Here is a 15153-nt window from a genome sequence, read left to right on the forward strand (position 1 = left end):
CCGCGTCACGCCGCGTACGGATGGGGCGTGACGCGGCATCGAAACCCTGCGTCCCTAAAGCGTCTTGTCCTGCTGCCGTTCGCGTGCTTTGCGGCGGCGGTAGGTCTGCACTGCGGCAAGAAACATGATGGCGGCGCAGATGCCTTCGCAGGCGCGCTGCCACGGATTCCCGTGTGGCAGATACATCGATGCGACCCAGATGGAAAAGACCGCTCCGCTCAGAAAGAGCAGGCCATAAAGGCGTAGCGTGGCTTTGATCACGGGAGTCATCGCTTGGCTCGCTGCTGCTTCGCGTACGCGCGGCGTATTTGCAGATTGAACACCAGGGCCGTGCAGGGAATCAGCACGAGCGCGCTGATGGCGAAGACCTTCTCCGGCACGGACTTCACCAGCACCATCAGCACGATGACGAGTCCGCCGAAGACGAGCAGCGCGCTCTTCAGCATGTAGTTGCGGAACTCGCGTGTGACTTTCGGGCGCGGAGCGGAAGGCATCTAGAACTCTTCCGTGGCGTTGTCGGAACCGTCTTCGGAGTAACTTCCCGCTTCGGGGCCGTCGAGGTCTTCTTCGCGGAGGCTGAGCGCGATCACGGTGCCGGACTCGAACTCCACGGTCAGCGCCTCGAACTCTTCGAGCGAAGCCTTCGCGACCATCTCGCCGATCTGCGCGCAGATGCCGTTGCGGTACTCCGGCTCGCCGTAGGCGAGAGAGAAGTCCGACAACAACAGGTGCGGCCACGAGTAGAGCGTGAGCATGGGACCATCGAAGCGCAGACGCAGGTAGTCGCTGACGAATTCAACGGCGGTCAGTTCTTGTCCTTCGAGTGCGCTGATGTCCATTTACTCAAACCTCTTGGAGTTGTAATAGTACGTCCGTTCCGAAGGCTGTGTGGAGTCTTCGCCGGGAGCGACCACGCGGCTCAGCACGCGCGATTGGTTGAATCTAAGTTTAGCGATATAGCTTCCGGCTGCGTCGCCACCAGTGATCGTTAGCAGGTAGTCGCTGCCAGAGCGGCTTAGCGTGAGTTGCCCCATATCGCCAAGGTCTGCATAGGCTGAATATTGCGTCCATACTGGATGACCATTGACCGAAAGCTCAAGCGAGTCGGTGAGAACACAAGGGATTCTGCTCGCCGTGCATGGCGAGTTGCGTTGGAGTTCGTAAAGGTCAGTCCCTTCTGGCGCCTTCGCTTCATGCGTGTGGACTTTGACCATCACTCGATGCGTTGTAGTTCCAAGCAAGAGTATTGTTTCGCCGTTCAGCTTCACTTTAACTGAAGACTTCGCCTGTGCGTGAGCCAGCGCAGAGGTGGCTAGCGCGAGCATCAGCACAGGCGTTTTCATCATTTCTTACAGAGCCTCAGTTACGGCATCCATCTGGGCCTTTGTCGTCAATTCAGTGGCGCACCAGAGCGATGCGCCCTCGCCGAGTTCGGGATACCACTGCGAGAGCGAGAGGCCGCCGATGATCTGGCTGTCGAGCAGCTTCGCGTTCGTGGCTTCCGCGGAGGCAGGGAGCGACACGGCGAACTCGTTGAAGCTCGGGCCGGTGAAGAGCTTCTTCGCTCCGGCCTTCTCGAGTGCAGAGTGCAGGTACGCGGCCTTGGCGAGGTTCTGTTCGGCGAGGTCGCGCAGACCCTGCTTGCCGTAGACCGTGAGGTACACGGTGACCATCAGCGAGACGAGCGCCTGGTTGGTGCAGATGTTCGAGGTCGCCTTCTCGCGGCGGATGTGCTGCTCGCGCGTGGAGAGCGTGAGCACGAAGCCGCGCTTGCCGTTAACGTCCTTCGTCTCACCGCAGAGGCGGCCGGGCATCTGGCGCAGGAACTTTTCCTTGCATGCGAGCACGCCGCAGTACGGTCCGCCGAAGCCGACGGCCACGCCGAAGCTCTGCGCTTCGAGCGAGACGATGTCGGCGTCCACGGGCGGCTGAACGATACCGAGCGAGAGCGCTTCAGCGATCGAAACGATGAGCAGCGCGCCCTTCTTGTGCGCGATCTCGGCGATCGCCTTCACGTCTTCGATGGTGCCGAAGAAGTTCGGGCTCTGGATGAGGACGCAGGCGGTGTCGTCGTTGATCGCTGCGTCGAGTGCAGCGAGATCAACCGCGCCGGACTCGCGCATGTACTCGACTTCGCTCACCGGGATACCCTGGTGCTGCACGGTCGTGCGCAGGACTTCGCGATACTCCGGGTGTACGGTGCGCGCGACGATGGCGCTCGAGCGGCCGGTGATGCGGACGGCCATCATCACAGCCTCAGCGCAGCCGGTCGAGCCGTCGTACATCGACGCGTTGGCGATCTCCATGCCGGTGAGCTCGCAGATCATCGTCTGGAACTCGAAGGTGGCCTGCAGCGTGCCCTGCGCGATCTCGGGCTGGTACGGCGTGTAGCTGGTGAGGAACTCGCCGCGCTGCACGAGCGAGTCGATGACGACCGGGCGATAGTGGCGGTACGCGCCTGCGCCGAGGAAGCTCGCATACTGCTTCGCGGGCTTGGCTTCGGCGATCTCGCCGCTGGCGATGTTCGCCGCGAAGGCCTTGAAGCGGTCGAGCACTTCGCTCTCGGAGTGCTGGCGCGGGATGTTGAGGTCGCGCGTAAGGCGGTACTCCGCGGGCACGCTCTCAAAGAGGCTATCGACGTTCGGCACGCCGATGGCGTCGAGCATTTCAACGCGGTCGGCTGGAGATTTCGGCAAGTAACGCATGGAGTGTTCCAGTTCTTCTTTGAGTCGGTCGTGCGTGAATCGGAGCCTTCAGCACAAAGCGGTGGAAGGACCACCGCTTGTGCTGTGCAGCATTAGAAACTTAGTGGCCGGTCTCTTCGGCGACGAACTTTTCGTAATCCTCGGCGCTGAGCAGCGCGTTGGCTTCGTCGGTGTTGGTGACGGCGAGCTTGATGAGCCAAACGTTGTTCGCGTCGGAGTTGATGGTCTCGGGCGCGTCATTCAGCGCTTCGTTCACCTCGGTGACGGTGCCGCTGACGGGTGCGTACAGATCGCTGACCGCCTTGACGCTCTCGACCGAGCCAAAGGTCGAACCGGCTTCCACCTGCTGACCCACCTTGGGCAGTTCGACGAAGACGATATCGCCGAGCGAGCTCTGCGCGTAGTCGGTGATGCCGACGGTTCCGTTCTCGCCCTCGAGCGAGAGCCATTCGTGCGATTTGGCGAAGCGATAGTTAGCGGGATAGCTCATAGGGCTAATTGTATGCGGACGCATGGGGTGCGGAAAAACCGGCTCGCCGATAAACGATGAATCTTTTACTTCGATATCTAATCATATGAAGTGAAAGTAATTCGGCGAGCCGCCGAAGAGGAAAGGAAAGACACCATGAACCCCATTGTTGGCCTCCACCACGTGACCGCGATCGCTTCGGACCCGCAGCAGAACCTCGACTTCTATACGGAGGTGCTGGGCCTGCGTCTGGTGAAGCGCACGGTGAACTTCGATGACCCCGGCACGTACCACTTCTACTTTGGCGACGACACGGGAACGCCTGGCACGGTGCTCACGTTCTTCCCGTGGCCGCACGCTCGTCGCGGTTCAGCCGGCGCTGGTGAGGTGACGCACACGGCGTTCAGCATTCCTGCAAACGCGGTCGAGTACTGGCACCAGCGCCTGACAGAAAAGGGCGTGCTGGTGGAGCGCAGCGGCAAACGTTTCGACGGCGCGGAAGATGTCCTGACGCTGGCTGACCCCGACGGCATGAAGCTCGAACTCGTCGCGATCGCCGATGCGCCGGAGCTGACCGGCTCGCGCTATGCGGATGTGCCGCAGGAGTATGCGATTCGCGGCTTCTTCGGTGTGACGATGCTGCATCTCGAGCTGGCGCCGAGTGAAGGGGCGTTGAATCTGCTGGGCTTTGTGCGCACGGCGGAGGAGGGCAATCGCTTCCGCTTCCGCTCGCCGGACGGCGCGGTGCTGGGCAATCAGCTCGACATCGTCGTGGACCCGAACGCGGGCTATGGCCGCTCGGGTGCGGGCAGCGTGCACCACATCGCCTTCCGCGCCACGGACGACGCGAGCGAGGTGGCGTGGCAGCAGAAGATCGGCACCGCGCTGAGCGTCACGCCGGTGCTCGACCGTCAGTACTTCCACTCGGTCTACTTCCGCGAGCCGGGCGGCGTGCTGTACGAGCTCGCTACGGACAACCCGGGCTTCCTCTACGACGAGGACGCGGCCACGCTGGGCGAGATGCTGAAGTTGCCGACGTGGATCGAACCGCAGCGTGAGTTGGTGGAAGCGCGTGTGTTGCCGATCACGATGTCGCAAAGCTCGACGACCGCAAAGGAGGCAGAATGAATCCGCACGCAAACACCCCGACGCTCTATGGTGGAGCGCCAATCGATGCGGCCAAGGCTGCGATCGTGCTGTTGCACGGTCGTGGCGGCTCGGCCGAAGACATCCTCACGCTGGGGCCGGTGATCGCGCCCGAAGGCGTGGCGTTTGTGGCGCCCCAGGCGGCGTCGCACACGTGGTATCCGCAATCGTTTCTTGCGCCGCGTCAGGCGAACGAGCCGTATCTATCGTCTGCACTGGCGCGTGTGAAGAGCGAGGTGGAGAAGCTGGTCGAGCAGGGCATTGCTCGCGAGCGAATCTTCGTTGCGGGTTTCTCCCAGGGCGCTTGCTTGTCGAGTGAGTTCGTGGCGTCGAACCCTGCGCGCTATGCGGGCTTGATCGCGTTCACCGGCGGGCTTGTGGGGCCATTGGATAGCGATCTCACGCATGTCGGCTCGCTTGCGGGTATGCCTGCGCTGTTGCTCTCGGGCGATCCTGACCCGCATGTGCCGTGGGCGCGCGTGGAGTCCACCAAGAAGGTACTTGAGGGCATGGGCGCGGTCGTGCAAGCGCATCGTTATCCGGGACGTCCGCACACGGTGACCGGCGAAGAGGTCGCGCTGGCGAAGCAGTTCGTCAAACTGGCGTTAGGATGAAGTCGATGGCTTCCTCGCAACAAAACTCGAAGGCCGCGTCTGCTCAAAGCTCTACGAGCAGCGCGGCCTTGTGGGTGGTGTTGGCGCGCGCGTATCGATCGATGGCGACCTTCGTTGAGCACTCGATTGCGAGCCTCGGCATTGGCTTGAGCGACTTCATGATCCTCGAGGCGCTGCTGCACAAAGGCGCGCTGACGATGAGTGCGTTGTGCGAGGTAGCGCTGCTGAAGAACGCTTCGATGACCGCAGCGGTGGACCGTCTGGAGAGCCGCAGCCTGGTACTGCGCGTGCCTCATGCGACGGACCGCCGTGTGCATCTGGTGGAGCTGACCAGGGAAGGCCGCTCGCTCATCACGAAGCTCTACACGCAGCATGAGAAGGACATCGACGCAGTCATGGCGGGCGTGGCGATCAGTGATCGCGCAGCTGTGCGTGAGGCGTTGAAGACGATTGGATTGGCGGCACAAGAACGCGCAAGCGTGAAGTAGACGCTTCCACGTCTTGCACCCGAAGCGGGCGCCCCAGGTCTCGCTTCTGAAACCTGGGTTTGCAGGATGCTTCCGGACGTCTAGGAGATCTATGGCCGCCCACCCGTCCGCATGCAGCCGCGTACGGATGGGGCAGTCGGCGATTGTGCTGGGGCGTCAGGCGAGCATTCTCGCTCTCCCACGTCTCAAAAATCGAGACGTGGGGCACCCGACTTGATGGGGTAGCGAGATATCGAGCACCCGATCCTGTCGGCGAAGAGGGCAGCAAAAAGACCAGAGTTGATGGAGGTGAAGCGGCGAACCGCAGCACTCCAACAATCTCTGATCTCTGATTTCTTGTCTCTTGAACGAATCGCTTACGCGGTGGGCTTGGTGGTTTCGTCAGCCTTGGGCGTTACGGTGTGAGCGGTTTCGCCGGGCTTGGCGTCCTTCGCTTCGTCGGTGACGCCCTTGACGCCTTCCTTGAAGCCGCGAAGACCTTCGCCGAGACCCTTACCCAGTTCGGGCAGCTTCTTGCCGCCGAAGAGCACGATGGCCACGATGGCCAGAACAATGAGATGTGTGGGCGTAAAGAGTTCACCCATAGGACTTCCTCCTGCACGGAGCGCGGGAACGCGCTCCTGCCTGCAACGCCTCCATTGTCGCACGTTCTCGTGCCGGAATGCTCGCGTGAGCCGCTTTGCCGGTATATCCTGATAGGTAGATAAGCGGGCCGTTCTGCTAGAGCGTGCGCGCACCGAGGACGATGGGTTTCACACGTTTTGCGCTTCAATCTACGGCCCGCGCAGCCGTTGCCTTCTTTGCCTTGACCGCTGCTGCCGCTTCGACGGCGCACGCACAGGTGGCCGCGCCGGGTTCGCGCGCGATGTCCACGGAGACCGTCAAGCCGCTCACCGCTTACACCGGACCTAAGTATGACAACCGCTGGGAAGTCTACGGCGGGCTGCAGTTCTCCAACGGTCAGGCCGGCCAGAACCTACCCCGCAAGTATTCGATGGGCGGCGGCGAGGTCATGGGCACGTACTGGCTCGGATCTGCTCCGGTGAAGAAGTTCGGCGTCATCGCGGACTATCGCTTCGGGGCGGGTACGTCGCAGACCGGTCTGATCGGCGCGAAGTACGGCCTGAACCGTATTCTCGTCATGCAGAACATCGTTTCCGGCGGCATGCAGTGGCGCGGACCGCGTAATCGCTACGCGGCGATCGATCTTCATGCACTCGTGGGTGGCGCGTTTGGCGACTTCAACTATGCGCTGACGCATTACCCCGGCTACCCCGCCAGCATCCCTGTGACGGACTGCCCGGCGCACATTTCGGCGAACCAGCCGGTGTCGCTCGGCATGTACTGCAACAGCTCGACGCCGTGGGGCGCGATCGGCGGTTCGATCGACTTCAATCAGAGCCAGAAGGTGGCTATTCGCCTTTCGCCGGATATGAACTTCGAGCACTATGGCACGGAGACGCGTGAGTTCTTCTCGATCTCCGCGGGTATCCTCTATCGCTTCGGCGATACCGGTACGCCGAAGCATAAGGTGATCAAGAACAAGTAAGCGAGGGTGTAGGGGATAGGGTGTAGGGCGTAGAAAATCTATCCTCTGTCCGCCGAAACTCGTAACAAAGGCCACCTCCTCGGAGGTGGCCTTTGTCGTTTTCTATGCCTTGAACTCTATTGCTCTCCTCAGAAGTTCTGTGAGAGGAACTCGGGGCTGACGGGGTTTTCATAGACCGAGTAGTCACGCGTGACGACGGTGAGGCCGCTTTCGGTGACGAAGTAATTCTTGCGGTCTTCGGCCGGATCGTAGCCGATCACCGTGCCGTCCGGGATATGCACGTCGCGATCGATGATCGCGTGGCGAATGCGGCAGTGGCGGCCGATGTTCACGTGCGAGAAGATCACCGAGCTGTCGACGTCGGCATAGCTGTTCACGCGCACATCGTGCGAAAGCACGGAGTCGCGCACTACAGCGCCTGAGATGATCGAGCCCGAGCTGACGATGGAGTTGATGCCCATGCCCGTGCGGCCCGGTTCACCGAAGACGAACTTCGCAGGAGGGTACTGGTAGGCGCGCGTGCGCATCGGCCAGGCCTTGTCATAGAGGTTGAAGGTCGGTGCGACGGCGGCGACGTCCATGTTGGCTTCGTAGTAGGCGTCGAGCGTACCTACATCGCGCCAGTAGAGCGCATGCTGCTTGTTCTCGTCGACGAAGTTGTAGGCGTTGACGCGGAAGCGGCCGAGCAGCTTCGGCAGAATGTTGTGGCCGAAGTCATGCTTTGAGTTGGGATCTTCGGCGTCCTTCATCAGCTCGGGCAGCAGGACGTCTGTGTTGAAGATGTAAATGCCCATCGACGCGTCGACCATGTCGGGGTTGAAGGGCGAGCGGATCTTGGTTTCCTTCGGCTTCTCAATGAAGCCGGTGACCTCGCCGTTCTTCGCGACTTCCACGACACCGAACTGCGACACCTCTTCGGGCTCAATCGGCAGCGTTGCGATGGTCACATCCGCGCCGCTCTGCTGATGCTGCTCGAGCATCAGCGCGTAGTTCATCTTGTAGATGTGGTCGCCCGAGAGGATGAGCACGTACTTCGGCTCTTCCGAGCCGATCGAGTAGATGTTCTGGAAGACGGCGTCGGCCGTGCCCTGATACCAGCTCTTGGAAACGCGCTGCATCGGCGGGATGATTTCGATGAACTCGCCGAGTTCCGAGGCGACGACCGAACCCCAGCCTTCGCGGATGTGGCGGTTCAGGCTGAGGGCCTTGTACTGCGTCAGGATGTAGACGTGGCGCAGGTCAGAGTTGATGCAGTTCGACAGCGTGATGTCGATGATGCGGTACTGCCCGGCGAAGGGAACAGCCGGCTTGGCGCGATCGCGCGTCAACGGAAACAGTCGCTCGCCGGCTCCACCCGCCAGCAGTACTCCAAGGGTATCTCTCATGTTTGCCACAGACCTCTAATTTCCCAACCGTCTTCGCGTCGTTCCGCTGGATTGAAAGTGCTTTTGATAGGACGCAGAATACGACAACCTTGATGCCTCATCCTGTCGAGCGTAAGCAACTTTCTTACGCGGCGCGCGGCATGGTCAAGGGAGGCGCAGACGACAACGCCTCCGCGAGGAACGGAGGCGTTGTGAAAACACTGGCTGCTATTCGCTTTTCTCTTCATCCGGCTTAGCGGAGTCACCACTGTCTTCGGTGGTGATGCGAAGACTCTTGAGGAAGCTGAGGTCGTTCTTGGTGAACGGTCCGCCTTCGCTGCCTTCTTCAAGCTGCTCGGTTTCGGACTCTTCGTTCTCGTCCACTTCGTTCAGACCGATCGTGGCTTCGAGCATCAGGAGTACATCGAAACCTTGCTCGCGAATCTCGCGCACAACGCCTGCGATGTCGTCGCTTTCGGCCACCGACTCGTGAATGGCCTCGCCAAGCTTCTGAATGAGATCTTTCACCTGCTGTTTCAATCGCACCTCCCGCGTGAAGAACCTGCGCTCTCAGGAACCGCGGGTGGGTCTTCTCTCCCGGCCCAGCCTGGACACGAAGGAAGAGAACGGCAACTGCGGGAACAACCTGATCTTTAGACTACCCCCGCAGGCAAATCGGCTCAAGTGGCCAAACTCTGTTTCCACCTGTGCAAAACAGCGCGGAAATACTGCGTGGAACGAGTGGGAATCTCTCGCTAGAGGCTGACGAGCATCACGGCCGCAAGCGCCACCAGCATCCCAATCCGCTGCACCCGTGTGGGACGTTCGTGCAGCTTCCATGCGGCGAGAAGGATCGTGCCTGCCGGATAGAGCGAGGCCACAACAGCGGCTTCATCGAGGCGGCCGAGGCGCGTGGCGGCTGTATAGCTCACGTTGCCGCCGGTATCGAGGAGGGCGACGAGTGCGGCCCACTTCCACGCCTCGGGCGACATCGGCGGGAGCGCGCTCTCTTCAGGCTGGCTGCGTCGCACCCACAGCCAGATGAGGCCGCAGGTGATGAGGCTGCCTACGCGCGCGAGCATCATCGGCTCCCAGATGCCGAGCGAGTTCGCCATACGCAGCGCCACGAAATAGATGCCGAAGCCCGCGCCGCCGAGCAGCGCGAAGGGCATGGTGCCGGGGGAGTCCTTGTGGCCGCTCGCGGCGATCATCCAGATAGCGGCGGCGGCGAGCAGAAAGCCGACAACGCGGACGAGGCCTGGCTTGCCGTCGACGAACACGGAGACGACCGCGGGCAGCGCTGCCGCGAGAACGCCGCTCACGGCGGCCGAGGGGCCCATCGACCCGCGCGCCAGGGCCATGTAGAACGCCGTGACGGCAATGCCTGCCGTGACGCCGGCGCCGAGTCCCCACCAGAGCGGTGCGCCGGAGGGCATGGGCGCGGCGGTGAAGAGCGACATACCGCAAAGGAAGAGGAAACTCATGCCGCTGCCGAGCATGATGATGCGCAGCGCCGCGGCCGTGGATCCGCCGGAGGCCTTGGTGCCCATGCCGCCGGAAAAATCGCCTCCGCCCCAAGAAATAGCGGCCGCCAGGGCGACCGCCATCTGTGTCAGATTCGTGCGAAACACTACGGCTTTACCGCCGCGGGTGCAGGCGTTGGCGTGGGAGCCGGGCGATCGCTCGGCGAAGGATAGTAGCCTTCCTTCGCGATCACGGTCAGGCCGCCGCGCGCCACGCGGACTTCCACTTTGCGGTACTTGCCGTCGAGGATCGGCTCATGCGAGTAGTAGCCGACGGTGTACTGCGTGCGGACTTCCTCGGTGATCTTGGCAAAGCTCTGCTGAATGCCGCGCGGACGGAACTCGGGATCGACCTGCCCACCGGTGGCCGCTGCATATTGCGGCAGGATGTCGTTGCGCATCGTCATCGGAAGGTGAATGCGGTCCAGGAAGCCGACGCCGGGGATCGAGGTGTCGCCAACGATGGTGGCGTAAACAGCGACCTTGTTCGTCTGCAGGTAACGGATGACGTCCTTCATCTTCGCGGTCGAGCCAGACTCCTTGCCGTCGGAGATGACGAAGACGACGCGACGGCGACCACGTCCCGCCTTGGCGGTCTCGCGGGCGGCGGTCAGGATGGCGTCATTGAGGGTGTGGAACTCACGCTCCGGCTTGTCAAAGCCGTGCTTGCCCGCGTAGCTGGCGGTGTTGGGGTCCACGTTCATGTTGTTCTTGAAGTTGGTCTGGGCCAGCGGTCCACCGAGCGGCATCAGCGGCTCACGGCCCGGGCTCTTGGCCTGCTCGAGCTCCTGCGTGAGGCGTGAGCTCTGCGCAGCGGTGAACTGGCCGTTGCCGATCATCTTCACGCTGTTGTTGTAGGTGAAGACGGCGACTTCGTCGTACGGCGTGAATGCTCCCTGCAGGGCGCGGAGCGAATCGTTGATCTTCTCCATCGTCTGGAAGGGCACGCTTTGATCAATGACGATCGCGACCGAAAGCGGGAAGGGGTCGGTGGTGAAGACAACCGGCTTCTGGCGCAGGTTGTTCTCATACACGCTGACATCGCGACCCGTAATGCCCGGGACGAGCGCGCCGTGCGAGTCCTTCACCGTGAAGGGTACTTCGACGAAGTTCACCTGGACGCGCAGGGGCGTCAGCATCGCTTCGGCCTCACCCGCAGCGGGGGTGGGGATGGAATCATCGGTGGCCTGCTGTGCCTGCGGCGTGGGGCTGGGCGTGGACGGCAGCGAAGACGGTACGGAGTCTGCGGTGGTGGCGGGAGCAGCGGGCGCAGGTGCGCTGGGCGCAGCCGGAGCAACGGGGGTGATCGTGTTCAGCGTGGGAAGCGTCTGCGGCTTGGGGCCGTCGGGCAACGCCGTCTGCGAAGACGTGGTCGTCTTCTGGTCCTGCTGCTGTGCCACCGCCATCACGCCGACGGCCATTGCCGCGGCGGCGACCGCTACGCGAACACCCTTGTTGCCTGTGCCAAACTGCATTCGAGTTCCTCTTCTTCTCGGGGAAGTGGCGCCACGGCGCGCAGATATCCCCACAATGAGACTACCAGCGGGTCCACATCTGCCGCTACCACGGAGCGGGCAAAGTGCTGGAAACGGGAAGCCTCACTCCTTCAGACGCAGAGCCCCCCTGTTTCGTTGTGCTGTTCGCAGGCGGTGGCCATTGTCCGTCGCCTAAATCGTCGGCTGTATCGTCTAATCAGATATGCGCCTCCGCCGCTTCCTGCTCGCTTCAGCTCTTGCTGTCTCTGTGATGCCCCTCGCATTTGCGCAGGAGGCCACCTCCACCGATGCTCCTCCGCCGAAGTCCAAGGTGGCTCCACCTCCGCAGGAGGAACTCGACCAGGCGGCGACGCTGCAGGTGAACGTCAACCTCGTGAACGTGTACTTTTCGGTGCGCGACAAGAGCGGCTTCGTCAGCGGTTTGACCATCAACGACTGCCAGCTTGCCGAGAACAACGATCCGCAGACGCTGAAGCGCCTGACGCAGGAAAAGAACCTGCCGCTGACGATCGGCATTCTGCTCGACACCTCTGGCTCGCAGGAGCACGTGCTGCCGCTCGAGCAGGAGTCCGGCGGCCGCTTTCTGCGCGAAGTGCTGCAGAAAAAGGACGAGGCGTTCCTCATCTCCTTCGACGTGAACGTGGACCTGCTCTCCGACTACACGAACAGCCCCAACGAACTGACACGTGCGATCAATAAGGCGAGCATCAACGCAGCTTCCTCGTCGGCGGGTATTCCGGGCATCGGCGGTGGACCGCTGCCGACGAGCAATCCGCGTGGCACGCTGCTTTACGACGCGGTCTATCTGGCCGCGCATGACAAACTGCAGTCGCAAACCGGCCGCAAGATTCTGGTGATCCTGACCGACGGTCAGGACCAGGGTTCGCAGGAGACGATCAAGAGCGCCATCGAAGCGGCGCAGAAGGCGAACACGATCGTCTATCCGATTCTGATTGCCGATCGCGCGGGGTATTTGTCGGCGGGCATGATCTACACGGGCAGCTCGCAGATGCAGCAACTCGCCGAGCAGACCGGTGGCCGCGTGATCAACGTCGGCAACTCCGGCCGCAAGCTCGAGGATGCGTTCGACCAGATCCAGGACGAACTCCGCACGCAATACCTCGCCAGCTACACGCCGAAGAACAAGACGGCGGATGGTAAGTTCCGCAAGATCGACATGGACTGCGGCAAGGGCATGAAGGTGCAGGCGCGCAAGGGCTACTATGCGCTGTCCGGCGATCAGCCGCAGGATTAGCCTTCTGCACGAGTAGAAAAGCCTCGGCCATCGCCGAGGCTTTTCTATTTCCGCATCAGGAACTACTTCACATCCACGGGCTCCATCTTCGCGTCTGTCAGTTTCACCCCCAGAAGCTCTGCGAGCGTCGGAGCGATCTGGCGCATGTCGATCACGCCGACATCTTTGCCAGCCTTCACTCCTTCACCCTTCACCATGAAGGTCGAGCGCATCGCAGGCCGCGTCGGCAGATATCCATGCATGCCGGTGTGCGGCGCGGGGACGACGGACTTACCGGTGAACTCATAGCCCATATCCCAGCCGTCCTTGAAGTCCACCACGAAGGTCGCGTGCGGGAACCCGCCCATCGCCACAGCCTGATCATGCGTCAGCAGGTTGTCGAGGCCAAGCGCGGGGTCAGACTTCCACTTCAGCAGCAGCGCGTGCACCTTCTCCACCATCGCCTTGTCGTTGGGGTTGCGAAGAACGATGGCTACTGATCCGCCTGCGGGCCATGCCTGCGCCTGCCAGCTGGTGATCGTCGGCTTCTTCGAGCCGGGCTTCGGCGCGCCGAGCGTAATCAGGCCCGCATCCACGAAGAGCTTGTTGAGGTTCGTATGTTGATCGACCGGCAGGAAGCCGTGGTCGCTGACGATCGCGATACGCGTGCGCGGATCGGCTGCGTGCGCGGCGTCTTCGATGCGCTTCACCTCGGCATCGATCTTCAGCAGGGCCTCATCGGCTTCTTTGCTGAACGGGCCGTAGCCATGCTGGAAGTGATCGAGTGAAACCAGGTGCACGAGCAGCAGGCCGGGCTTCCACTTCTTCAGGATCGCGATGGACTGCGCGGTCTTGGTCTCATCGCCATTCATCGTCAGGTCCTCGGCGTCCTTCGGAGTGGGAAAGCCGAGCTGCGCGAGGATGTTCGGTGGGTTGTAGCCGGGAATCTTCGAGGCGTCCGTGCGCTCGGACTGGGCGCCCTCTGCAATGTTGTAATCGATCGGCGCGCCGACGGTGACGGGCCAGCTCACCGCGCCGGTCTTGATGCCAGCCTTATCCGCGGCCTGATAGAGCGTCTGTGCCTTCACATAACGGAACTCCCAGTACCACTGGCCCGGGTGCTCGTTCATGGGGTCGAAGGTGGTGTTGTCCTCGACGCCATGCACGAGCGGCGAAACACCGGTGACGAGCGTCGTGTGGCTCGGGTAAGTGACGGTGGGCAGCACGCCTTGCACGCCTTCTGCGTAGGTGCCCTGCGCGAGGAAGCTCTCGAGCTCGGGAAGTTTGAGGCCGTGTTCCTTGGCCCGGGTGACATACTCCGGCTTCATGCCGTCGATCGAAATCAGCACTAACGGCGCGGGCTTTTGCGCCACCGCGGCCACGCCGCAACTCACCAACACACATGCCAAACCACGAAGCTTGTTCATGTGATTATGGTCGCACGCGGGATGCGAGCGAATGTGATCGCACGATTACAGAGCATGATGCAAACGCACGAAAGCCTCAGCAGTGCGCCGAGGCTTTGATGAAAAGTACGTGTGAGCTAAGCCTGCATCGCGCCTGAATACACAGCCATCCCCGCAACAGCATCCACGCCCATCGTATCGAGCTCATCCACCTCGGACTGCTCCTTGATGCCGCCGGCAACGATGAGCTGCTTCGCAGTGGTCGAGCGCAGAATCGCGGCGACCTCGATCGGGAAGCCCTGCATCGTGCCTTCGGTGTCTACGTGTGTGTAGAGGAACGATGAGCAGGAATCTTCGAGCCACGTCACGGCTTCTTCCGGCGTCAGCGAAACGGTGTCCTTCCAGCCCTTCACCGCGACGTTGCCGCCCTTGGTGTCGACCGAGAAGCAGAGCGCGTCTTCGCCGAGCTCTTTCTTCAGGCTCTCTGCAAACTCCAGCTTGATCAGCTTGTGGCGACGCTTCTCGCCTTCTTCTGCGGTGCCGAAGAGCGACGAGCCAAAGATCACGCGTTTGGCGCCGGCATCGAGTAGGCGCTTCGCATCCTCTACGGTGCGGAGACCGCCGCCGACCTGCACCGGCAAGCGCTTGGCGATCATCTCCACGAGCTCGCGGTTGTCGCCCTGGCGCATCGCCGCATCGAGGTCAATCAACTGCACGAGCGGATACTTCGAGAAGCGCTCGATCCAATAATCAAAGTCATCAAACGACAGCTTGAGCTTTTCGCCCTGCACCAACTGGACGATCTTTCCGCCCATCAAATCAATCGAAGGAATCAGCATGTAGGTAGTATCGCAGGAACACCAGAGTGGCGAGAACTACTCTTCCGCAACACGCCACAGCGTGCTTGCCTCTGCCGCGAGGCTTTCCACCGGCAGGCCCTCCAGCACAACGCGCAGATCACGCTTCGCCTCTGCACTGATGGCTCCAGAGGTCTTCATCTCTTCGAGCAGCGTGCAGATCTCGTCCTCATGCTGCGCGAGTTCGCGGATCGTCATGAGCAATGCATGAAGGTGGTAGTACGCGGGTGTCATTCCCTGCGCTACGTTCGTTTCTTCGCAAGCTTTCGCCATCGGTGCCTCCGCAAACTTGGATGCAGAAA

The 15153-nt window shown here is 61.8% G+C and carries 19 protein-coding genes; 5 read left to right on the forward strand and 14 right to left on the reverse strand.

Annotation, left to right across the window (positions count from 1 at the left end; all coding sequences use genetic code 11):
• Positions 1–54 precede the first annotated feature (54 nt).
• From OHL11_RS04410 to gcvH, 6 genes are all read right to left on the reverse strand, one after another.
• A complete protein-coding gene (locus OHL11_RS04410; protein ID WP_263370258.1) occupies positions 55–270 on the reverse strand; it encodes a hypothetical protein in 216 nt (71 codons plus the stop codon).
• Positions 267–494: a hypothetical protein gene (locus OHL11_RS04415; RefSeq protein ID WP_263370259.1), complete on the reverse strand. Its 228-nt coding sequence runs from the start codon at positions 492–494 to the stop codon at positions 267–269. The genes OHL11_RS04410 and OHL11_RS04415 overlap by 4 nt, the downstream gene beginning before the upstream one ends.
• Complete coding sequence (locus tag OHL11_RS04420) at positions 495–839, reverse strand: hypothetical protein (protein WP_263370260.1); 345 nt, start codon at positions 837–839, stop codon at positions 495–497.
• The gene (locus OHL11_RS04425; protein WP_263370261.1) at positions 840–1346 is read right to left on the reverse strand and encodes a hypothetical protein; all 507 of its coding nucleotides are present in this window, start codon (positions 1344–1346) and stop codon (positions 840–842) included.
• 3 nt (positions 1347–1349) lie between these two features.
• A complete protein-coding gene (gene gcvPA, locus OHL11_RS04430; protein WP_263370262.1) occupies positions 1350–2705 on the reverse strand; it encodes an aminomethyl-transferring glycine dehydrogenase subunit GcvPA in 1356 nt (451 codons plus the stop codon).
• A gap of 100 nt (positions 2706–2805) precedes the next feature.
• Complete coding sequence (gene gcvH / locus OHL11_RS04435) at positions 2806–3195, reverse strand: glycine cleavage system protein GcvH (protein ID WP_263370263.1); 390 nt, start codon at positions 3193–3195, stop codon at positions 2806–2808.
• Between the two features lie 135 nt (positions 3196–3330).
• Between gcvH and OHL11_RS04440 the strand changes: the two genes are divergently transcribed.
• Genes OHL11_RS04440 through OHL11_RS04450 form a run of 3 tightly spaced genes read left to right on the forward strand, consistent with a single transcriptional unit; the run spans position 3331 to position 5422 of the window.
• A complete protein-coding gene (locus OHL11_RS04440) occupies positions 3331–4302 on the forward strand; it encodes a VOC family protein (RefSeq protein WP_263370264.1) in 972 nt (323 codons plus the stop codon).
• A complete protein-coding gene (locus OHL11_RS04445) occupies positions 4299–4934 on the forward strand; it encodes an alpha/beta hydrolase (RefSeq protein ID WP_263370265.1) in 636 nt (211 codons plus the stop codon). The genes OHL11_RS04440 and OHL11_RS04445 overlap by 4 nt, the downstream gene beginning before the upstream one ends.
• A gap of 5 nt (positions 4935–4939) precedes the next feature.
• Complete coding sequence (locus OHL11_RS04450) at positions 4940–5422, forward strand: MarR family winged helix-turn-helix transcriptional regulator (protein ID WP_263370266.1); 483 nt, start codon at positions 4940–4942, stop codon at positions 5420–5422.
• 356 nt (positions 5423–5778) lie between these two features.
• Here OHL11_RS04450 and OHL11_RS04455 read toward each other — a convergent pair whose 3' ends face one another.
• Positions 5779–6006, reverse strand: a complete 228-nt coding sequence (locus OHL11_RS04455) for a Sec-independent protein translocase subunit TatA/TatB (protein ID WP_263370267.1) — start codon at positions 6004–6006, stop codon at positions 5779–5781.
• A gap of 161 nt (positions 6007–6167) precedes the next feature.
• Between OHL11_RS04455 and OHL11_RS04460 the strand changes: the two genes are divergently transcribed.
• Positions 6168–6971, forward strand: a complete 804-nt coding sequence (locus tag OHL11_RS04460) for a hypothetical protein (protein WP_263370268.1) — start codon at positions 6168–6170, stop codon at positions 6969–6971.
• A 128-nt stretch (positions 6972–7099) separates the two neighbouring features.
• Here OHL11_RS04460 and glgC read toward each other — a convergent pair whose 3' ends face one another.
• From glgC to OHL11_RS04480, 4 genes are all read right to left on the reverse strand, one after another.
• Complete coding sequence (gene glgC / locus OHL11_RS04465; protein ID WP_263370269.1) at positions 7100–8356, reverse strand: glucose-1-phosphate adenylyltransferase; 1257 nt, start codon at positions 8354–8356, stop codon at positions 7100–7102.
• A gap of 207 nt (positions 8357–8563) precedes the next feature.
• Positions 8564–8863 (reverse strand): hypothetical protein, encoded by a 300-nt coding sequence (locus tag OHL11_RS04470; RefSeq protein WP_317890620.1) that lies wholly within the window; start codon positions 8861–8863, stop codon positions 8564–8566.
• 227 nt (positions 8864–9090) lie between these two features.
• Positions 9091–9966: a DMT family transporter gene (locus OHL11_RS04475; protein WP_263370270.1), complete on the reverse strand. Its 876-nt coding sequence runs from the start codon at positions 9964–9966 to the stop codon at positions 9091–9093.
• Positions 9966–11333 (reverse strand): VWA domain-containing protein, encoded by a 1368-nt coding sequence (locus OHL11_RS04480; RefSeq protein WP_263370271.1) that lies wholly within the window; start codon positions 11331–11333, stop codon positions 9966–9968. The genes OHL11_RS04475 and OHL11_RS04480 overlap by 1 nt, the downstream gene beginning before the upstream one ends.
• 223 nt (positions 11334–11556) lie before the next feature.
• On the opposite strand from OHL11_RS04480, the gene OHL11_RS04485 reads away from it, so the two are divergent.
• Entirely contained in the window at positions 11557–12609 is a 1053-nt protein-coding gene (locus tag OHL11_RS04485; protein ID WP_263370272.1) for a VWA domain-containing protein, read from the forward strand.
• A gap of 62 nt (positions 12610–12671) precedes the next feature.
• Here the strand turns inward: OHL11_RS04485 and OHL11_RS04490 are convergent, their stop codons facing one another.
• The 3 genes from OHL11_RS04490 to OHL11_RS04500 form a co-directional block, all read right to left on the reverse strand.
• Positions 12672–14015, reverse strand: coding sequence for an alkaline phosphatase family protein (locus OHL11_RS04490; protein WP_263370273.1), 1344 nt, complete (start codon positions 14013–14015; stop codon positions 12672–12674).
• Positions 14016–14131: 116 nt separating this feature from the next.
• A complete protein-coding gene (locus tag OHL11_RS04495; RefSeq protein ID WP_263370274.1) occupies positions 14132–14833 on the reverse strand; it encodes a 1-(5-phosphoribosyl)-5-[(5-phosphoribosylamino)methylideneamino]imidazole-4-carboxamide isomerase in 702 nt (233 codons plus the stop codon).
• A 36-nt stretch (positions 14834–14869) separates the two neighbouring features.
• Positions 14870–15124 carry a hypothetical protein gene (locus OHL11_RS04500; RefSeq protein ID WP_263370275.1) on the reverse strand — a complete coding sequence of 85 codons (255 nt, stop codon included), beginning with the start codon at positions 15122–15124 and terminating at the stop codon, positions 14870–14872.
• Positions 15125–15153: the final 29 nt, after the last annotated feature.

The organism is Granulicella cerasi (genome assembly GCF_025685575.1).
GTDB classification, from domain to species: Bacteria; Acidobacteriota; Terriglobia; order Terriglobales; family Acidobacteriaceae; genus Granulicella; species Granulicella cerasi.